17 protein-coding genes are annotated in these 19,065 nt (G+C 70.5%); 10 read left to right on the top strand and 7 right to left on the bottom strand.

Annotated features, from left to right (window positions below; genetic code table 11):
• Positions 1–73: 73 nt before the first annotated feature.
• From PV396_RS18325 to PV396_RS18315, 3 genes are all read right to left on the bottom strand, one after another.
• Positions 74–967, bottom strand: a complete 894-nt coding sequence (locus PV396_RS18325; protein ID WP_319205835.1) for a carbohydrate ABC transporter permease — start codon at positions 965–967, stop codon at positions 74–76.
• A gap of 18 nt (positions 968–985) precedes the next feature.
• Positions 986–1,858 (bottom strand): sugar ABC transporter permease, encoded by an 873-nt coding sequence (locus tag PV396_RS18320; RefSeq protein ID WP_319205834.1) that lies wholly within the window; start codon positions 1,856–1,858, stop codon positions 986–988.
• A gap of 105 nt (positions 1,859–1,963) precedes the next feature.
• Complete coding sequence (locus tag PV396_RS18315; protein ID WP_319205833.1) at positions 1,964–3,235, bottom strand: ABC transporter substrate-binding protein; 1,272 nt, start codon at positions 3,233–3,235, stop codon at positions 1,964–1,966.
• A 311-nt stretch (positions 3,236–3,546) separates the two neighbouring features.
• Between PV396_RS18315 and PV396_RS18310 the strand changes: the two genes are divergently transcribed.
• A complete protein-coding gene (locus tag PV396_RS18310) occupies positions 3,547–4,554 on the top strand; it encodes a LacI family DNA-binding transcriptional regulator (RefSeq protein ID WP_319205832.1) in 1,008 nt (335 codons plus the stop codon).
• 97 nt (positions 4,555–4,651) lie between these two features.
• On the opposite strand, the gene PV396_RS18305 is transcribed toward PV396_RS18310, so the two are convergent.
• Both PV396_RS18305 and PV396_RS18300 read right to left on the bottom strand, forming a co-directional pair.
• Positions 4,652–4,870 carry a hypothetical protein gene (locus tag PV396_RS18305; protein ID WP_319206391.1) on the bottom strand — a complete coding sequence of 73 codons (219 nt, stop codon included), beginning with the start codon at positions 4,868–4,870 and terminating at the stop codon, positions 4,652–4,654.
• 31 nt (positions 4,871–4,901) lie between these two features.
• The gene (locus PV396_RS18300; RefSeq protein ID WP_319205831.1) at positions 4,902–5,258 is read right to left on the bottom strand and encodes a PRC-barrel domain-containing protein; all 357 of its coding nucleotides are present in this window, start codon (positions 5,256–5,258) and stop codon (positions 4,902–4,904) included.
• A gap of 219 nt (positions 5,259–5,477) precedes the next feature.
• Here PV396_RS18300 and PV396_RS18295 point away from each other — a divergent pair, with 219 nt between their 5' ends.
• From PV396_RS18295 to PV396_RS18280, 4 genes are all read left to right on the top strand, one after another.
• Positions 5,478–6,359: a hypothetical protein gene (locus tag PV396_RS18295; protein ID WP_319205830.1), complete on the top strand. Its 882-nt coding sequence runs from the start codon at positions 5,478–5,480 to the stop codon at positions 6,357–6,359.
• A gap of 37 nt (positions 6,360–6,396) precedes the next feature.
• A complete protein-coding gene (locus PV396_RS18290) occupies positions 6,397–7,653 on the top strand; it encodes a hypothetical protein (protein ID WP_319205829.1) in 1,257 nt (418 codons plus the stop codon).
• A 409-nt stretch (positions 7,654–8,062) separates the two neighbouring features.
• Positions 8,063–8,476 (top strand): effector-associated constant component EACC1, encoded by a 414-nt coding sequence (locus PV396_RS18285; protein WP_319205828.1) that lies wholly within the window; start codon positions 8,063–8,065, stop codon positions 8,474–8,476.
• Complete coding sequence (locus PV396_RS18280; protein WP_319205827.1) at positions 8,473–9,594, top strand: caspase, EACC1-associated type; 1,122 nt, start codon at positions 8,473–8,475, stop codon at positions 9,592–9,594. Before PV396_RS18285 ends, PV396_RS18280 begins: the two co-directional genes overlap by 4 nt.
• A gap of 53 nt (positions 9,595–9,647) precedes the next feature.
• Here PV396_RS18280 and PV396_RS18275 read toward each other — a convergent pair whose 3' ends face one another.
• Positions 9,648–10,859, bottom strand: a complete 1,212-nt coding sequence (locus PV396_RS18275; protein WP_319205826.1) for a L,D-transpeptidase — start codon at positions 10,857–10,859, stop codon at positions 9,648–9,650.
• A gap of 218 nt (positions 10,860–11,077) precedes the next feature.
• Here PV396_RS18275 and PV396_RS18270 point away from each other — a divergent pair, with 218 nt between their 5' ends.
• From PV396_RS18270 to PV396_RS18255, 4 genes are all read left to right on the top strand, one after another.
• A complete protein-coding gene (locus tag PV396_RS18270; protein WP_416071430.1) occupies positions 11,078–12,274 on the top strand; it encodes a lipid II:glycine glycyltransferase FemX in 1,197 nt (398 codons plus the stop codon).
• Positions 12,275–12,463: 189 nt separating this feature from the next.
• The gene (locus PV396_RS18265; protein WP_319205824.1) at positions 12,464–13,147 is read left to right on the top strand and encodes a response regulator transcription factor; all 684 of its coding nucleotides are present in this window, start codon (positions 12,464–12,466) and stop codon (positions 13,145–13,147) included.
• Positions 13,148–13,209: 62 nt separating this feature from the next.
• Complete coding sequence (locus PV396_RS18260; RefSeq protein ID WP_319206345.1) at positions 13,210–14,628, top strand: HAMP domain-containing sensor histidine kinase; 1,419 nt, start codon at positions 13,210–13,212, stop codon at positions 14,626–14,628.
• Entirely contained in the window at positions 14,625–15,236 is a 612-nt protein-coding gene (locus PV396_RS18255; RefSeq protein ID WP_319205823.1) for a hypothetical protein, read from the top strand. Before PV396_RS18260 ends, PV396_RS18255 begins: the two co-directional genes overlap by 4 nt.
• A 52-nt stretch (positions 15,237–15,288) precedes the next feature.
• Here PV396_RS18255 and PV396_RS18250 read toward each other — a convergent pair whose 3' ends face one another.
• Positions 15,289–16,812 (bottom strand): RICIN domain-containing protein, encoded by a 1,524-nt coding sequence (locus PV396_RS18250; RefSeq protein WP_319205822.1) that lies wholly within the window; start codon positions 16,810–16,812, stop codon positions 15,289–15,291.
• Positions 16,813–17,038: 226 nt separating this feature from the next.
• Between PV396_RS18250 and PV396_RS18245 the strand changes: the two genes are divergently transcribed.
• Positions 17,039–18,982 (top strand): glycoside hydrolase family 97 protein, encoded by a 1,944-nt coding sequence (locus tag PV396_RS18245; RefSeq protein WP_319205821.1) that lies wholly within the window; start codon positions 17,039–17,041, stop codon positions 18,980–18,982.
• The last annotated feature ends 83 nt before the right edge of the window (positions 18,983–19,065 follow it).

Below are 19,065 nucleotides of genomic sequence, written 5' to 3'. Positions count from 1 at the left end.
GCCCCTGGACGGTGGGGTCGGTCGGGTGACCTGGGTACTGGTGAGGGGTGACTTGGGGCCGCCGACCGGCGGATCAGGACTTGACCGCTCCGGCGGACATGCCGGCGACCACCTGGCGCTGGAGGAAGACGAAGATCAGCAGCAGCGGCAGGACACCCAGCAGGGCGGCCGGGAAGAGGGTCGTCGGCTGCACGGTGTGCGGGTCGATGAACGAGTACGCGTTGACCATGACGGTCCGCTTGTCCGGGTCCTGGAGGAACACCAGGGGCACCACCAGGTCGTTCCAGACCTGCAGGGCGACGAAGGTCAGCATCGTGCTGGTGACCGGCCGCAGCAGCGGCAGGATGATCGTGAAGAACGTCCGGAAGGCGCCGCAGCCGTCGAGCGAGGCCGCCTCCTCCAGGTCCACCGGGATGGAGCGGATGAAGCTGGTGTAGAAGAACACGGCGACCGGGAGGTACAGGGCCGTGTAGATGAAGACCACGCCCGCGTAGCTGTCCAGCAGGTTGAGGTCGCGCATCAGCAGGTACAGGGGCGCCACCACGACGAACACCGGGATCGACGTGCCCAGGATGAACAGCCGGTACAGCGCGGTGGACCAGTGCTGGGTGATCCGGGCCAGCGGATAGCTGGCGAGTGAGCCGATCACGGTGATGGCAAGACAGGAGAGCCCGGTGATGAGCAGGGTGTTGAGGGTGCTCCGCCCGTAGTGGATCTGGCTGAACGCGTCGGTGAAGTTCTTCAGGGTCAGCGAGTGCGGGATGCCCAGGGGGGATCGGGCCACGTCCGCCGCCGTGCGCAGCGAGGTGACGACCGTGAAGAGGAACGGCAGGACGAACAGCAGGGTCCCCAGGCAGAGCAGGACGGTGCCGAGCCCGCCGAGGAGACGGCGCAGCGGGTGGGGCGGGGTCGCGCCCGTGGGGGCGGGCCGGGTTCCGGTGGGCGGGGCGGAGATGTCTGAAGTCATGGTGGCGATCCGTCGTTCTCAGATGCGTCGTTCGCGGAGCCGGAGCAGGGAGGAGGTGGCGCTGGACAGGACGACCACGGTCACGAGGAGGACGACCGACAGCGCGATCCCGTAGGCGAACTTCCCGCCGCCGAAGACATTGCGGTACACGAGGAGGGTCAGGGTGTCCGTGGCGCCGGCCGGGCCGCCGTTCGTCAGCACGAGGGGGAACTCGAAGACCTTCAGCGAGCCGATGAGGCTGAGCGTCACATTGACGGTGAGCGCGGGGGCGAGCAGGGGCCACTCGATGCTGACGAAGCGACGCCAGCCGCTCGCGCCGTCCAGCGCCGCCGCCTCCAGGAGTTCGGTGGGCATGCTCATGTAGCTGGCGAGGAAGATCGCGCAGGAGTAGCCGGTGAACATCCAGATGTTGACGGCGGCCACCGAGTAGAGCGCGGTGGAGGTGTCGCCCAGCCAGACGTGGTTCAGGCCGTGCAGGCCGACCAGGTCGAGGAGCGCGTTGATGCCGCCGGTCGGGGCGAACAGGTACGACCAGATGAAGGCGGCCATCACCGGGGAGATCAGGGTCGGCGTGAGCAGGACGACGCTGAGCGTCTTGCGGACCCTGGGGCGGCGGAACAGGAGGCTCGCGAAGAGCAGCCCGAGGCCGTTCTGCACGACGACGACCACGGCGGCGTACAGCACGGTGTGCCACAGGGCGGCGGTGACCTTCGGGTCGTCGGCCATGGCACGGTACTGCTCGGTGCCGACGAAGTTGGCGATGGGTCCGCCGAGGCTGTCGGTCATGCTCAGGTAGATGCCGCGGGCCAGCGGATACAGCATGAACACGCCGTACACGGCGATCGCCGGGAGCAGGAAGGCGGCCATGGTGGCACGCCGGCGGTGGAACACGGGGGATCCTCCTCTTGCCTGGTGGATTGCCGGGGCGGGGGCGGTGCGGCCGGGAGCCGCCGGCCGCGGCCCCCGCCGCGGCGGACCAGGGGTGGGGTGGCTGGGTTACTTCGCGGACGCCGCGGTCTGGATGTCCTTCAGCGTCTGCGCGGCGGACGCCTGGCCCAGCAGGTACGCCTGGATCTTGGAGCCGGTGTCGGTCTCGGCGGCTGCCGCGTACCAGGAGTTGGAGGGGAGGATGCGGTAACGCCCGTCCTCGAACGCCGTGGTGAAGGCCGTCGTCTCGGTGCTCTTCGGGGTGGTGCCGCCGGTGAACGGGGACTCGGCGTGCTCGGCCTCGAGGTACTTGGCGAGGTTCTCGCTCTGCGACCAGAACTTGACGTACTCGCGGGCCGCGTCGCCATGCTTCGACTGGGAGTTGACGCCCCACATCGTCCCGGCGAACAGCATGCTGTTGGGCTTGGTGCCCGCGTCACCGCCCGGCCAGGGCGCGAACGAGACCGGGAAGCCGGCCTTCTTGACGTTGGAGACCTGCCACGCGCCCTGGTACCAGAAGGCGCTCTTGCCGGCGCTGAAGTCCTGCGGGCCCTGGGACCACTCGTCGACGCCGAGCTCGTTCTTCCAGTTGACGTACCCCTTGTCCTCCAGGGTCTTCAACTGCTCGAGCGGGCCCTTCCAGTCCGCCTCGAGGGACGCCTTGCCGGCCAGGAAGTCGGCGTCCCACTCCTTGTTCTTGTTGTAGACGAGGGTCGAACCGCTCGCCTGGAACACGGAGCTGCCGGTCCAGCCGCTCTTGTCGGGCAGCGCGATGGGGTTGATGCCGGCCTTCTTGACCTTGGCGAGGTCGGCGAGGAACGTCGGCCAGTCGGCGGGGACCTCGGTGACGCCCGCCTTCTTCAGCAGGTCCATGTTGGCGTACAGGCCGATGCCGATCAGCTCCATGGGCATCGCGAGGGTCTTGCCGTCGACCTGCGCGAAGGGCTTGGCGTCGTTGGCTATCTTGCTCGCCCAGAACTCCCCGGACAGGTCGGCGAGGTAGCCGGAGGCGCCCCACTTCTTCATCTTGTCCGTGTCGACCATGATCACGTCGCCGGCCTTGCCGCCGAGCAGTTCGGGTTGGAGCTTCTGGACGTAGGTGTCGTTGGCGGTGATGTACTCGAAGTCGACCTTGATGTCGGGGTGGGCCGCCTCGAACGCCTTGTTGACCTCCGCGACGTTCGCCGGCTCGGCGCCGCCGCCCTTCCAGGCCTGTACGTGCAGGGTCACCTTGCCGTCCGCGGAGGTGCCGGACGACCCGCTGCCTCCGCACGCGGCCAGTGAGACCGCCATGGCGGCGACCGTGGTGGCGATCGCGAGACCTCTCCCAGAACGCTTCATTGCATACCTCACCCATCGTCGGTACGGACCGACTTGTCAGCTCTGAAGGGATGTGAACGGGCTGGTCGGTTTCCGTGTGGGGGAAGGTGCTACATGCGGAAAGGGACCGGTCGACCCGATTTTGCGGCGAACTTTTCTGCCGATTGCGGGGACTGTAACGCAAAACTTAGCTGACATCTAGAAGTAACTTTCGATGCTCGACCAGCCGGTTCGGTAGGCCCCTGGCATCCCTTGGACCTGGCGTGTTTCTTTGACGTGACCGCTGCCTTATCGTTACAGTTTCCCGAGCGTTCACGGCAGAAGGAGTCCGGGTGGCAGGGCGGGTGACCATCGCGCAGGTGGCCGAGGAGGCCGGTGTCTCCGCGATGACCGTGTCCAATGTCGTCAACGGCAGACCGGGGGCATCCGAGGAGACCCGGCGCCGTGTCATGGAGGTGGCGGCGCGACTCGGCTACCGGCCGAACGTCTCGGCCCGCAACCTCAAGGCCGGGCGCAGCGGGCTCATCGGCCTCATCGCGCTGGACCTCACCAGTCAGTACGGGCTGGAGATCCTGCGCGGCGTCGCCGACGAACTGGCCGGCGCCGAGCAGGAACTGCTCGTCAACGCCACGTACCACGACGCGGTGCGGGAGAAGGACCGTATCGAGTTCCTGGGCAACGGCCTCGTCGACGGTGTGCTCATGATCGCGCCCGTCCTGGAGGCCGACACGGTCACGCTGCTGCGCAGGCAGAAGCTGCCCTGCGTCATCATCGACCCCCGGCGCGTGGACGTACCGCTTCCCCGGATCACCGTCGACAACTACCAGGGCATGCGCCAGGGCACACAGCACCTCATCGACCTGGGGCACACCCGGATCGGCTACCTCCGCGGTGTGGAGGACCTCGAAAGCACGTCGATCCGCTTCCAGGGCTTCGAGGACGCGATGCGGCTCGCCGGCCTGGAGGTCGACGAGCGACTGGTCGCCTCGTGCGACTTCTCCTATGCCAGCGGCTTCCGCGCGACCACTCGCCTGATCGACGACCACGGTCCGACGGCGGTCGTCGGCGGTGCCGACCTGATGGCGCTCGGCGCCATCGACGCCGCCCGGGCGCGAGGACTCGCCGTGCCCGACGATTTCTCCGTCGTCGGCTTCGACGACCTGCCGCGGGCGGCGCAGAGCTTCCCCGGACTGACCACGGTGCGTCAACCGCTGCACGACATGGGCCAGAAGGCCGCGCGTGCCCTGCTGTCCGTCATCGAGGGACAGCGGCTGCTCATGGAGAACATGGAGGTGGGCACGGAACTCGTGGTGCGCAACTCGACCGCCCCGCCCCGGTGATTTTCAGCCCGTCTGGGGGTCCCCCCTCTGGGGGAGTTTGAGGACGAGGCCCGTTCAGGGCCGAAAGGGGGGGGTCTGGGGGCGCCCCCAGGGGGCGTCAGCGCACGGGCCGCCGCCGCGCCCGCCGGGACAGGCGGGCCCCGAAGAAGATCAGGTCGGCGGCGAGGACGACGATGCCGATGGCCAGGAGATACCCCAGGCCCGAGGCCGCCGCACCGATGATCCCCAGGACGACGGCCACCAGGACCAGCAGCAGGAACAGCGCCATCACCGCGACCACCTCCTCGTGCCGTGTGCGTGTGCGGGTGTTCCGCACGCATCCCGTGTCGAACACCGAGCCGCCGGTGTCAGCGGCGGGCGAGCTGGCGTTCGCCGCCCGCTCCCGGCTGGTACGGCATGCCGTAGTGCTGGAAGATCTCCTCCTCCCGCTCGGCCGGCAGCACGTCGTCCGTCCCGATCGACGGGGCGTCGCGCACCTGTGCCTTGGCGTAGGCGACCTGGACGTAGCCCGGTCCGAGGACGACGTCGTCGAGCGGGACGAAGACCAGCCGGTGGCGGGTGGGCAGCCCGGTCCGGACGGTGGCCATGGCGGGTTCGTCGGTGGCCGTGTCCACGTAGACCGCCTCGAGCATGCCGATCCGGCGCTGCTTCGTGTCGATCACGTCGTGGTCGCGCCACTCACGGATGTCGGCTGGACGGATCATGCGGCTGCTCCCTGTCTGGCCCCGACGCGGAGATGCCGGTACTCGGGCACCGGGTCCCGGGTGCCCTCTCGGACCCGGGCACATGCGCGTGTCGCCGCACTTCTTGCCACGTCCTACCCGCCGGATTGTCGCAATTTCGAGACCTCGAGGAGGGTGACCATGCGTCCACGGTGGGTAGTCCTCGCTACCTCGGATCCGTGACCGTTTCAGGGGGAACAGATGACGGACGACAGATTCACGAGCCTGCCGGGATGGAGAGGCGGCGACGCCAACGCCGCGTATCTCGACAAGAACCTGCGGCACTTCCCGGTGGAGACCTCCCTCGACGACTCGGTCAGCTGGCGGCTGCTGCTCCAACTGTTCGTCTACGCCTTCCTGGCCTCGTTCCTGGCCTTCCTGCCGGTCTTCTTCTTCGGGCTCTTCCTCCTGCTCCTGGGCAGTGCCGAGGGATTCGCCTTCATGTTCGCGCTGTCGTACGTCGCCTCGGGGGTCGCCTTCTGGGTGACCCTGCTCGGCGTGCGCATGATCGAACCGATCGCCGAATGGCGGGTCCTGCTGGCGGACCGGAGCGGCTCCCTCGACTCCGCGTACGTCTCCATCGCGGGGACGCTCGCGCGGCGCTCCGTCCCCATCGACCGCGCCGAACGCGTCATCGCCACCGGCCTGGGCCGGGACCAGGTCCGCAGCCGCCTCGTGCTCTCCGAGGGCAGGTGCCAGGCCTACGTCTCGGTCTTCTCGTACGGTACGAGCCTCTACCTGGGGTGGCAGATGTGGCGCTCGCGCCGCGGATACGTCCTGATCGGCGGCTGGGTGTCGGACCTGATCGCCAACGTCATGGGCCGGCTGAGCCCCGAGCGGATCATGATGCGCACGGAGGGCGTACGGGCCATGCGTGAGGCGGTGCACGCGGCGTGCCGGGAGGGGCTGGCCACGGCGGTGGACCAGGTCGTGGTTCCCGTCAGCTACGCCTTCCCCCAGGGCCTGCCTCCGGTACGGGCCGACCACGCGAGGTCCGCGCCGATGCCGCCGGACGCCGGTCCCACGGGGACGTGGGGGCCGGCCGGCGGGCCCCCACCGGGCGGTCCGCAGCCTCGGACCTGAGACGTAGCAGTGGGACCAGGAAGGGGAGCGTGAACGGATGGTCGGAGGCGCGCCGGGGGACGCGCGGGGTGTGCTCCTGCGTGCCGCCCCCACCGGGGAGAACTGGGCGTACATCGCCTTCTCCCTCAGCCCCGCCCCGCTGCCCGGAGGCCTCTACCCGGAGTTCTCCGAGGCCCGGCGCAGAGCCGACCGGGTCGCCGCCGAGCAGGCCTGGCTCGCGGCCCTCTGGACCGAACGCACCACCGCCCGCTGGGACTTGCGGTTCATCGGCGACCCGGTGAGCGGACGGATCGAGACCGTCCTGATCGCCCAGCTGTACGGCGTCGACCGGGCGGCCGCGCTCCAGGCCGTACGGGACGCGCTCCCCGCCCTGGCCCGGCTCCCCGCGCATGTGACGGGGACCCGGATCGAGGACACCGACGAGATCGCGCGGCTGCTCGCCCCCTTCGTACCGGGATGGGGCGCGATCGCGGAGATCCGCAAACGCATCACCTGCCGGACCCTCACCCGCGCGTGGGGAGCGGAACGCATCGCGACGGCCGTCTCCCGCTTCGACGCCAACGACCCTTCCTGGGACCGGATATGGGCCCAGCTGGCCGCCGAGCCGAGGCGTACGGTGATCAGCGTGTGCCTCGAACCGTGCGCCGCTCCGGCCGGCCTCGCCGCCGGCCTGACGATGCGCGCGCAGGCGTTCGGGACACTCGCGGTGCCGGGGCGGCCCGACCCGATGTACGGGCTGCCCGTACCCGGCGACCCCTTCGCCCGCGAGGCGCACGGTCTGTACGAGGAGGCCGCGCGTCGTTACACCGGGCGGCTGCACCGGGCGCGGATCTCGGTCGCCGTCGAGGGCGAGGCCCCGGTGTCGGACGTCCTGACCGGACTCATCGGACACACCGTGGCGCCGACGAGCTCCGGGGCGGTGGTAGTCCGCCCGCAGAGCCCGCAGGAACACCAGGTGGCCTGCGGCAACCTGCTGGGCGTCAACAGGGACTGGCAGTGGGAGGCGTACTGGCAGGGCGTCCCCGCGTTCTTGCGAACACCGTCCGAGGGACAGCAACTGTGGCTGAGCGACCCGGGCACGGTAACGGCCCTGGCCGACCTCATGGACCCGGACGAGACAGCCACAGTCTTCAGACTCCCCCACGAGGAACCGGGCGAGCCCGAGCTCTTCGCGCTGCAGCGAGGATCACCAGATACCCCCGGCCCGGGAACATCGGCCAACAGCACCAACACCACCGGCACGAACACCGGCGGCCCCGACACGGGCTGGACCGACTTCGGCACTGGAGTCTGACCGCCGAATTCCCCGCCCGCCACGACCCGCCGCACTGCCCGCCCCCGAGGACCTACCCGCCCCGATGACCACCCGCCCGCAGGCCGCCCCTCACTGGGGTGGCCCCCACCCGAAGGCGCATCGACCACCTGCCGACCATCCCCGCCCACCCTCCCTCGATGACCACCCGCCCGCAGGCCGCCCAGCCACCGGGGCGGACCCCCGCCCGAGAGGGCTCGACCGCCCGCCGATCACCCCCGCCACCCGAGCGCAGACCGCCTGCCCGCTGGGGCGGCCCCCTCCCGAGGGCGGATCACCCGCCCGCCGACCGAGCGCGGACGGTCCGCCTTTCAGACCACCCGCCCGCAAACCGACCGCCTGCCCCCAACGCCCCACCCCGCCCGAACGACCGAACAGGAGCCCTCGCCCCATGCCCGTAGATTCCGCGTCCCACGCGCCGGAGAACGCTCTCACCTTCACCTTCTCGGGGGCGGCCGCTCAAGTCGACGCCCTGAACCGGGATTTGGCCGCGTGGATCAACGCCGGTGAGCAGTTGGGGGGCCGGGCGGGGCTGCGTACCGCCGCGCCTGCTCCCGGGGAGCAGGGTGACGCGGCCACGGCCGTGGACATCATCAACGCCTCCGCCGCCGTTGTCGCCGCCGTCACCAACGCGTTCTTCCTCTGGCTGCAGCAGCGGCGCCCGACCTACCGGCGGATCGAGTTCGAGGCCGTTCGGCCCGACGGCACCCGGGTGAGTGGAGCGGTCGATGACGAAGCCCAACTCCCGGCGGTGATGGCCCAGTTGGCCGCATTCGCCGTCGTCCCGCCCGGAGCGGATGAATGACCCGGGTGCCGTCGGGGCGCCCCGCGTCCGCGCGTGCGTTGCTTGTCGGTACCGGTCGGCATGTCCGGCCCAGCACCCTCCCTCCCATGCCCCAGGCCGTGACCGCCGCCCGAGCCCTCGCCGCCGCACTCACCGGCCCCCAGGGGATGTTCGACGCGCGCCGGACCACCGTCGTCCCCGAGCCCGCCGACCCCCGGCAGATACTGGACCCGCTGCGCCGCATGGTCCGGGAACCGGACGTCGACCTGCTGCTCTTCGCCTACTGCGGGCACGGACTGCTCGGCCGGGACGACCGCCTCTGTCTGGCACTCACCCCCTCCAGCCAGTACGGCGGCGGAAGCGACCCCAGCCCATCCCTGCCGTTCACCGAAGTCGCCAGTCTGCTGCGGGAGTCGTCGGCCAGACACAAGGTCGCGATCCTCGACTGCTGCTTCTCCGGCCGTGCCCTCGGCCCGGACGGTCACGGCATCCATCTGCTCACTGCGTGCGGCCCCACCCAGAAGGCCCTGTTCCCGCCGGACGGCACCCTCACCGGTTTCACCGGGGCGGTGCTCGGCGTCCTCGACGAGGGCATCCCCGACGGGCCCCGCCACCTCGGCCTCGCCGACCTCTACGACCGTCTCGCGGTGGTCCTGCCGACCACCCCGGCACCGCGAACGGGCCTCTTCCCCACCGGATATCCCACTCCGCACCAGCAGACCGTCGACCGCTCCGGTCACCTCGCCCTGGCGGTCAACCCGGCCCACGGCACCGCGCGTACCCCGGCGGGACTGCGGGCCCGGGCCGCCTTCGCGCAGCGGCTCAAGCAGCTCACCGAGCCGTCGCCCGACACCCCCGTGCCCGACCCGGCGGCCCTGCCGCGCCTGGTCGACGTACTGGCCGACCTGGCCGTGGACGCGGCCGAAGTCCTGGGCCCGCTCGACGACTTCAGCATCGACGTGCGTCGCAACCACGCCGTCATGACCGGCGTCGCCGGCTCCCCCGAGCAGGCCACGGTCCTGCTGTCCGCCCTGGTCGACGCCCTCCGCGCGAAGTCGGCCGACCACCGGGCGCTCCCGGGCGCGGAACGGGCCCTGGCCCACTGGAGGAGCCGCCGGGAGCCCTTCCCCGGTGAGTGAGGCCGGAGGGGCTCGACCGGGGCCGACGGGGACAGTCGGACCCGCTTCTCAGCTCAGACGGCGCTCTTCCGCTGCCACTCGGCCCACGACAGATTCCACGCCCCGAAGCCGTTGCCCGGCGCGACCACGCCCTTGGTGTCCTTGCCGGTGATCTCGAACGGGTCGCCCGGCCGCACCTGCCCGTAGAACCAGGCGGCGTTCGCGTCGCTCATGCCTATGCAGCCGGAACTGTGGTTGGTATTTCCGAAGTAGCGGGCGTTCCACGGCGCGGCGTGCGCGTACATGCCCGACCAGGTCAGCCGCATCGAGTAGTCGACCATCTTGTTGTAGGCGTTGGCGAGGCCCACCGTCTCGGAGTTCATGTTGATCGTGCCCTCCTTGGCCATGAGGACGGCCGTTCCGCGCCAGGAGCGCCGGTCGCCGCCGGGTGTGCCGCCGGAGACCGGTATGTGGCGGACCGTCTCGCCGTCGCGTACGAGGGTGAGTTGATGCCGGTCGAGGTCGACCTTGACGATCTGCCGGGCGCCGACGGTGAACGCGGTCGTGTAGTCGCGTACGAACCAGCCGCCGTCCTTGCCGGAGTCGGTGCCGTTCAACTCGGCGTTCAGGGTGACCTTCGTGCCGGGTTTCCAGTAGGTCCTGGGCCGCCAGTCGACCCTGTCCCTGCCCGACCAGTCGGTTATCCAGCCCCAGGAGCCCTCGGTGCCGTTCGAGGTGGTGATCCTGAGGTGCTTCTCGACCTCGGCGCGGTTGCCGACCGGGTTGTCGAAGACCAGGGAGATCGGCTGGGCGACCCCGACGGTGGCGCCGGCGCCCGGCCGCCAGTCGACCTTGTTGACCTTGTCCGCCCCGGCCGTGGTGAAGGCGGCCCTGGTGCTCTTGGCGGTTCCGGCGGCGGTGCGGGTCGCCGCCGTCACCGCGTACGCCGTGCCGGGGACGGCCTTGCGGTCGGAGACCCAGGACCGCCCGTCGGCGGCGGCCCTGCCGGTCAGCCGGTGGCCTTCCGCGTCGGTGACGGTCACCGAGGTGAGTGTGCCGCCGGTGGCCGTGACCCGTACGGGCTCGCCCGCCGGGACCTGTTCTCCCTTGGGCGTGACGGTGACCGTGACGGGACGGTCGCCGCCGCCCGAAGTCCCCTTGCCGCCGGGAGAGTTGTCCCCGGCGCTGGGGGAGGCGCCCGACGAGCAGGCGGCGAGCGGTGCCAGCAGGGCGGCCACGAGGGCGGCGCGGACGCGGGCCTGGGTGCGTACACGTGTGCGTGACAACGGGACCTCCGGGAAGGACGGAAACCTGGTGGGTGAGGGGGCGATGTGGTGACTGTAGAGCGGGAAAACCCGAGGTCAGCCGCTGTGGAGCCATGTGACGGCGACTGGTGAGGAACGGTCATCGTCCGGTCACATTCGCCGCGCGGAGCGGTCATGGACCGCTGTGAACCTCCTTTGTGTCCCCGCGAACCGCCCGGGGAGAAGGAGAGGTTCAGACTGTGTCAGCGCTGCTTGTGACGCCCAGCCGTGTGCCCCACGCACAGCACCCGGGCGTGTCCCTGCGAACCATCACCGCGGAGACCTACCGCGCCTTCCTCGCCTCGCCCGCAGGCGTGGCCCTCGGCGCGGGTTTCCTCCAGTGCCCGTCCTGGGCCGACGTCAAGGAGGGCTGGCGGGCTCAGCTGCTCGGCTGGGGGCCCGACCCGGCGGCCGGCCGGCTGACCGGCGTCGCCCTGGTGCTGCTGCGGCAACTCCCGGGCACCCGCAGGTACTTCGCCTACCTCCCCGAAGGTCCCGTCGCCGACTGGACGGACCCCGACATCGACGGCTGGCTCGGCCCGCTGCTCGAACACCTCCGCCGCGCGGGCGTGTTCGCCGTACGCGTCGGCCCCTCACCCGCGTACCGGCGCTGGGACGCGGCACTGCTCAAGCCGCTCACCGGGCCGGGGCGGCGCCTGGGTGACGTCCTCGCCAGTGAGGTCGACCCGCTCGGCACGGCCGTCGCCGAACGGCTTCGGGGCCGGGGCTGGCGCCGCTGCGGTGGTGACGGGACCGGGCAGGACGGGGACGCCCAGCCGCGGCACGTCTTCCAGGTGCCGCTCGCCGGACGCACCACCGAGGACCTGTGGACCGGGCTCAACCAGGAGTGGCGCCGCAATGTGCGCCGGGCCAGGAAGGAGGGCGTGGAGGTGGTCGTGGGCAGCGCGGCCGACCTCCCCGAGTTCCACCGGCTGCTCGGCGTCACCGAGCGACGCGACGGTTTCCGCCTCGGCCGCTCGCTCGCCTACTACGAGCGTCAGTACGCGGCGCTCAACGCGGAGGAACCGGGCCGGATGAAGCTGTACGTCGCCCGTCACCGGGGCGAGATCCTGGCCGCCCACACGATGATCACGGTGGGCCGCCGGGTCTGGTACCAGACCGGCGCCTCGGCCGACCACCGCCGCGAGGTCCGCCCCTCCAACGCCCTCCAGTGGCGCATGCTGCTGGACGCCCACGCGCTCGGCGCCGACGTCTACGACATGCGCGGGGTGCCGTCCACTCTCGACCCCGAGGAACGCGCGTACGGCCTGCTGCGGTGGAAGCTCGGCACGGGCGGCCAGGTCGTGGAAACGCTGGGCGAATGGGAGAAACCCCTGCCCGGCAGCACCAACCACGCCCTGTACCGCGCCTTCCACACGTACCTGAACCGCCGCTGAACCGGACGACGGCGCCTGCTCCTCGCCGTCGTCCCTCCTCCCTCCTCCCTCGTCGCTGCAACTGCCGACGCGGCCCCCGTCGTCCTCACCTTCACCCAGCTCACCCAGCTCACCCCGCCCCACCGCCCCTCAACCCCACCGCTACCCCAACCCCCCACCTGACCGCTTGACCACCGAGGGAGAACCCCCATGCCCCGCGTGCTCCTCATCGAGGACGACCCCTCCGTACGTGAAGGGGTCGAGCTCGGTCTGCGTCGGCGCGGCCACGAGGTACGGGCCGCCGCGACCGGCGAGGCCGGCCTCGCCGCGTTGGCCGAGTTCCGCCCCGACCTGCTGCTGCTCGACCTGATGCTGCCCGGCATGAACGGCGTACAGGTGTGCCGGCAGGTCCGCGACCGCAGCCAGTTGCCGATCATCATGCTCACCGCGCGCAGCGACGACTTCGACGTGGTCATCGGCCTGGAGGCCGGCGCCGACGACTACATCGTCAAGCCCGCCCGCCCAGAGGTGATCGAGGCCCGGATCAGGGCCGTACTGCGCCGCCTGGACGACAGCGGTCCGGGTCGCCCGGCCATCGAGGTGTACGGCGAACTCACCATCGACCGGGGCGGGTTGACCGTCACCAAGGCCGGCCGGCCGCTGGCCCTGGCGCCCTCCGAGCTGAAGCTCCTGCTGCATCTCTCCGCCGCCCCCGAGCAGGTGTTCAGCAGGCAGCAACTGCTGGAGCACGTCTGGGACCACAGCTACCACGCCGACGCCCGACTGGTCGACGCGTGCGTCGCGCGGCTGCGCGGCAAGGTCGAGGACGAGGTCGGCAGCCCCCGCTATGTCCAGACACTGCGCGGCTTCGGCTACCGCTTCGGACCGCTGTGAGAACCGGCGGCAGTGGCGTCGAGCGCCTGCGGGCCACGGCGTTCGGGCTGCGTACGCGACTGATGCTCGCCTTCCTGCTGGTCGCGGCCGTCAGCGCCGGTACGACGGCCGCGCTGACCTACCGCGAGGCCCGCAACGCCATCCTGCAGACCGCCCAGGACACGGCGGTCAGGTCGTTCCGCGAGGATGTGCAGCAGACGGCCTTCGCGCTGCCCGTACTGGGCGGACCCGACCTGGAGGAGGTCCTGCGCGACATCGCCCGCAAGGGCAAGCCCCGGCCGTGGGTGGTGTTCGCCGAGTACGGTTCGGTCCGCGCCTCCTCGGGCGAGAACCCCGTCTCCACCGTCATCACCCCCGAACTGCGCCGCGCCGCGCACGCCAACCCCCGTGGCAGCTTCGAGCGGGTCGTCAAGGACGGCGTGCCCTACCTGACCATCGCCATGCCCATGGTCTTCAAGGCGAGCCCGGACAGCGAACTGCCCAGCGGGCTCGTGCTGTTCGCCGTCATGCGGATGACCGACGAGCAGGTCAATGTCGACGCCCTCCTCCTGGCCGCCCGGGACGGCGCCCTGCCGGGCCTCGCCGTCGCGTTCGTCCCCGGTCTGATCGCGGCACGCAGTGTGCTGCGCCCGGTGCGGAAACTGCGTGAGGCGGCCCTGAACATGGGCAGCGGCCGGCTCGACACCCGGATCCCGGTGCGCGGCAGCGACGAACTGGCCGATCTGGCACGTACGTTCAACGAGTCGACGGCTCAACTGGAGCGATCCGTACGGGAATTGCGCGAGGCCGAGGAGCGCGCCCGCCGTTTCGCCTCCGACGTCTCGCACGAACTGCGCACCCCCCTCGCCGGAATGCTCGCCGTCACCGAGGTCCTCGACGAGGACGCCGACAGCCTCGACGCAGACACCGCCCGCGCGGTCCGGCTGGTCAGCGCGGAGACCGGGAAGCTCGCCGTGCTCGTCGAGGACCTGATGGAGATCTCCCGCTTCGACGCCCGCGCCGCCGAGTTGCACGCCGACGAGGTCGACGTCGCCGAGGCCATCCGCAAGACCCTCGGCCACCGGCGCTGGACCGACGAGCGGGTCCGCACCGAACTCCCCGACGGCATCCGGGCCAGGCTCGACCCGCGCCGCTTCGACGTCGTGCTCGCCAACCTCGTCGGCAACGCCCTGCGGCACGGCGACGCGCCCGTCACCGTACGGCTGCGCACCGAGAGCCGCGCCCCGGGTACGGCCGTGCTGATCACCGACGTCATCGACAGCGGACCCGGCATCCGCCCCGAGGCGCTCCCGCACATCTTCGACCGCTTCTACAAGGCGGACGCGGCCCGCACCCGCTCGGCGGGCAGCGGTCTGGGACTGGCGATCACCCTGGAGAACGTGAAGCTGCACGGCGGAACGATCCACGCCGGGAACCGGGCCGGGGGCGGTGCCGTCTTCGCCGTCGAGATACCGCTGCACACGGAGGAGGCCTGCGGATGAGACGTACGCGCGGTCGCCGCCGTACGTCGGTCGCCGCCGTCACCCTCGCCCTCGCGGCCGCCGTACCGCTGCTCGGCGGCTGCGGTATCCAGCCGACCGATGTCGTCGAGGCGGGCGGACCTGCCAGCTTCCAGGCCTTCCTCGACCGTGACTACGACATGCTGCTCTTCTTCCGCGCCTCCGACGGCGAGGTGGTCCCCGTGATCCGCACGACGAAGCCCGCGCCGGTGTTCCCCACCAGTTACGACCTGCCGGGCTCCGGCGACCGGACCTCCGACGAGCCGACCGGACCGGTACCGACGGAGAAGGTCGTCGCGGCCCTGCTCGCGGGCCCCCGGAAGGAGGACCGGGCGGCCGGCCTGGCCACCTCCCTCCCCGCCGCCACCCCCGGCCGGACCGTCGTGGCCCTCCCCTCGCCCGGCCGGGTGAAGACCCACCTGCCCTTCCCCCTGGCGGACCTGGACAGCACCGCCCTGCGCCAACTGACCTGCACGATCGCCTACAGCCAGGACGCCGACGGCCGGATGGTGGTGGAACTGACGGGCCAGGACGGGACATCGAGGTCCGGCACGTGCCCGCTCGCCCCCGGCCGGGTCGTCGCCGACTGAGCGGCCCTCGACCGGGTGGCCCCCGGCCGAGTCGCCGCCGCCGCGTCCGCCGTCAGCCGACCGTCCACTTCTGGCTCGTCGCGCCCGTGCCCGTCAGCTGGACGACCGCCGCTCCCGTCGTCGTCGCGTTGTTCAGCACGCCGAGGTTCAGTCCGCTGTGCACGGCCACCAGCATGTAGACGCTGCCGGTGTAGCTGCCGACCAGGTCGAAGAAGAACTGCTGGTTGGTGCCGCCGTTGCAGGTCCACTGGATGAGCTGGCGGTTCTCGGCGGTCGACTTGCTGGGTACGTCCAGGCACAGCCCGCTGTTGACGTTCTTCAGCGTGTAGATGTTCGACGAGACCTTGGTGAGCGTCCACCGCTGGCTGGCCCCGCCCGTGCCGGTCGCCTGGACGATGTTGGCGTTGCTGGCGGTGGCCGCGCCGGTGACGTCGAGGAGCATGGAGCTGCCCGAGTTGGTCAGGGTGTGGGCCGCCGCGCTCGGCACCCCGCTGTTCGGGGTCCAGGTGCCGGCCTCGACGTCCAGGGACCAGGTCGGGTACTGGCCGAGGTTCACCGTCGTACCGCTGATGGTCAGCGGCAGCCAGATCAGCTGGGACGCGCCGAGGTCGGAGGCGTTCCAGCGGTCGCCCGCGTAGATGTACGTCGTGCCGGAGGTGCCGGCCACCGTGATGATGTTGGCGGTCTGGCTGCCGTACGTCTTGGTGCCCGGGGCGGCGAAGTTGCGCATCGGCGCCCAGGTGCCGCTGACGGACGTGGCGGTGGAGTAGACGTTGTCGTTGAGGCTCCAGCCGGTCAGGTGCGAGGCCAGCAGGTAGTAGATCCCGTTGGCCTTGACCATCGCGGGCGACTCGAAGCTGTTGGCGCCGCCGCCGCTGCCGAGGATGGCGACGGTGCTGAGCGGAGTGAGGTAGTCGCTCGAGAGCAGGTCGATGCGCAGGCCGTTGTTGCGGTCCTCCGACAGCAGGTAGGCGGTGCCGTCGGTGTCCTGGAACAGGCCGATGTCACGGCTGAGTTGGCCGAGCGGACGGGAGCTGCCCCGGTAGTCGTAGGGGCCGCAGGGGGTGCTGCTGGTGGCGACACCGACCTTGGCCTCGGAGTAGTTCGAGCTGTCGATGTGGACGTACATCACGTACTTCTGGGTGCCGGCGTTGTAGATCACCTTCGGCCGCTCGACCACGCGGGACGGCCCGAGGTCGCCGCTGGTCTGGAGGGACAGGGCGTCGCCCCGGTACGTCCAGTTCGCCAGGTCGGTCGAGCTGTAGCAGGCGATGGCGCGGAAGGATGTGTCGGACGAGGTCTCGCCCGTCTTGTTCTCGCCGAAGCCGTACCAGGTGTCGCCGACCTTGATGATGCCCATGCCGTGCAGCTGCAGGGCGTTGCCGCTGGTGTCGGTCCGCGCCGCGCCGGTCGTGAAGGTCACGGGGGTGGCGGCCCGGGCGGCAGAGGCGGGTATCAGGAGCGCGGCGAGAGCCGACAGGAGGGTGAGGAACAGGACGGGGGCAGAGCGCCATCGTCTGAGATTGCGGCTGGTGTTGCTGCTGTCGCTTCGGTCGGTAGACGTTCCCTGCAACATGCTTCTCCGCCTCTTCGTCGAGGTCCCGCGCATATGTCCGCCGTTTGGCGGGGTTAATGACAACTGTCCGCTGATGCCCTGTCAAGAGATCGACGTTGGATTCTGTTTCTTTTTATTGACTTTGGGCTGATCCATTGACCTGCCCGAAGGTCGACGCGTAGAACATCACCTGCAGTCGTCATGGTTTGTTACTGGTTGGTTTTGTTCGAACTGAGGTGGGCACCCCATGGAAGCTCCCGCATCACCCGGGAACCTGTCACGGCGCGGGATCCTCAAGGGGGCGGCGGTCACCGCGGGGGGCGCGGTCCTCGGCCTCGGCGGCGCGTCCGCGGCCCGGGCGGCGGACGCGTCGATCACGGCCACCTCTCCGGACGGCGCGAACCGGATCACGATGTCCCTGGTCGGCGGGGTGCTCCAGTGGTCGGTGAAGCGCGGCGGCGCGACCGTCCTCAACTCCTCGGCGCTGGGCCTGGTGCTGAGCAACGGCACCGCACTGGGCACGGGCAACGTGTCGGTGACCAACTACCAGCACTGGACCAAGGACAGCACCTGGACCCCGGTCTTCGGCCGCAACGCGACCGTCCGCGACCACTACCAGGAGATGCGCTGGAACCTCCGGGACGGCACCAGCGGCGTCAACTTCTCCGTCCAACTGCGCGCCTACGACACCGGCGTGGCCCTGCGTTACGTCCTGCTCGACACCGGCAGCGCCACCATCGCCGACGAGCTGACCACCTTCGTCTTCCCCGACAGCACCTCGGTGTATGCGGCCCGCGACGAGGCCGCCTACAGCCCGACCGCGCCGGACGCCATCCCGCTCACCGGCACCTCGAGCACCGACAACGGCAACCTCAGCGACCTGCCCCTGCTGGTCACCCTGGGCAGCGGCCCGTACGCCACCCTCTGTGAGGCTTCCCGGGTCAACTACCCCCGTTCGATGGTCAGTTCGGTCACCGGCGCCGCCAACACGCTCAAGACGTATCTGATGAAGAAGCCGGCCCGTTCCTCCGGCACGACACAGAACACCTCGACCGTCACCACGCCGTTCGCCACCCCGTGGCGGGTGCTGGTGCTCGGCGACGAGGCCGGCGAGCTGATCGACAACGCCGAGCTGGTGCTCAACCTGGCCCCGCCCTGCGCCCTGCCGGACACCTCCTGGATCAGGCCGGGCAAGGTGTTCCGCTGCGAACTGACCACCGCCGCCGGCATCGAGGGCGTGGACTTCGCCGTCGCCCGCAACCTTCAGTACATCGAGTACGACGCCGGCTGGTACGGCCCCGAGTTCAGCACGCCCGACGCCACCACCCCGATCGCGGCCATCGACCTGCCCACGGTGATCGACCACGCCACGACATCCGGCGTCGGAGTCTTCCTCTACGTCAACCGCATCGCCCTGACGGACCCGGACACCCTGTTCGCCCTCTACAAGAGCTGGGGCGTGGCCGGTATCAAGCTGGGGTTCATCAACGACGGCACCCAGGCCATGACCAACCAGATCATCAGCTGGGCGAAGGCCGCCGCCAAGTACGAGCTGCTCATCGACATGCACGACGACGTCCGCTCGTGGGGCTACGAGCGCACGTACCCCAACTGGATCAGCCTGGAGGGCGTCCGGGGCAACGAGCAGTTCCCCACCGCCACGAACAACATCCTGCTGCCTTTCGCCCGCAACGTCGGCGGCCCGATGGACTACACCATCTGCTACGGCCAGTCGCGCGACCAGACCACCAACAACCACCAGCTGGCGATGGCCGCCGTCTACTACCAGCCGCTCAACTTCCTCTACTGGTACTCGAAGCCCTCCGCCTACGCCACCACCGCCAACTGGCCGGGCCTCGCCTTCTTCGACGCCGTCCCCACCACCTGGGACGAGAGCACCACGGTCGCCGCGTCCCTCGGCGAGTACGTCGCCGTGGCCCGCCGCAGCGGCGCGACCTGGTTCCTCGGCGCGATGAACAACGAGACCGCGCGCACGGTGCCGGTCGCGCTGTCCTTCCTCGACAGCGGTACGTCGTACACGGCCACGATCTACGCCGACGGCACGGCCGCCAGCAGCCCGCACGGCACCCCCACGGTCGTCAGCACCAGGACGGTCACCTCGGCCACCACCCTCAACGTGGCGATGACGAGCGCGGGCGGCCAGGCGGTGATCCTCACGCCGGTGAGCTGACCCGCGTCACCGGCCGGGCAGGCGCGTTGGAACGGTTCGGGGCCCGCCTGGCGTCGTCTGTCTTCAGGGCACGACCGACTGCG

It is taken from the genome of Streptomyces sp. ME02-8801-2C (genome assembly GCF_033793965.1).
Lineage (GTDB): Bacteria > Actinomycetota > Actinomycetes > Streptomycetales > Streptomycetaceae > Streptomyces.
The sequence above is the reverse complement of the archived record's forward strand: the minus strand, read 5'-3'. Positions and strand labels throughout refer to the sequence as shown.

Excerpts from the sequence above, each read along its gene's own strand:
- PV396_RS18290 (WP_319205829.1), top strand. The coding sequence starts at position 6,397 with ATGGTCGGAGGCGCGCCGGGGGACGCGCGGGGTGTGCTCCTGCGTGCC.
- PV396_RS18265 (WP_319205824.1), top strand. The coding sequence starts at position 12,464 with ATGCCCCGCGTGCTCCTCATCGAGGACGACCCCTCCGTACGTGAAGGG.
- PV396_RS18280 (WP_319205827.1), top strand. The coding sequence starts at position 8,473 with ATGACCCGGGTGCCGTCGGGGCGCCCCGCGTCCGCGCGTGCGTTGCTT.
- PV396_RS18250 (WP_319205822.1), bottom strand. The coding sequence starts at position 16,812 with ATGTTGCAGGGAACGTCTACCGACCGAAGCGACAGCAGCAACACCAGC.
- PV396_RS18325 (WP_319205835.1), bottom strand. The coding sequence starts at position 967 with ATGACTTCAGACATCTCCGCCCCGCCCACCGGAACCCGGCCCGCCCCC.
- PV396_RS18255 (WP_319205823.1), top strand. The coding sequence starts at position 14,625 with ATGAGACGTACGCGCGGTCGCCGCCGTACGTCGGTCGCCGCCGTCACC.
- PV396_RS18295 (WP_319205830.1), top strand. The coding sequence starts at position 5,478 with ATGACGGACGACAGATTCACGAGCCTGCCGGGATGGAGAGGCGGCGAC.
- PV396_RS18300 (WP_319205831.1), bottom strand. The coding sequence starts at position 5,258 with ATGATCCGTCCAGCCGACATCCGTGAGTGGCGCGACCACGACGTGATC.
- PV396_RS18285 (WP_319205828.1), top strand. The coding sequence starts at position 8,063 with ATGCCCGTAGATTCCGCGTCCCACGCGCCGGAGAACGCTCTCACCTTC.
- PV396_RS18315 (WP_319205833.1), bottom strand. The coding sequence starts at position 3,235 with ATGAAGCGTTCTGGGAGAGGTCTCGCGATCGCCACCACGGTCGCCGCC.
- PV396_RS18245 (WP_319205821.1), top strand. The coding sequence starts at position 17,039 with ATGGAAGCTCCCGCATCACCCGGGAACCTGTCACGGCGCGGGATCCTC.
- PV396_RS18260 (WP_319206345.1), top strand. The coding sequence starts at position 13,210 with ATGCTCGCCTTCCTGCTGGTCGCGGCCGTCAGCGCCGGTACGACGGCC.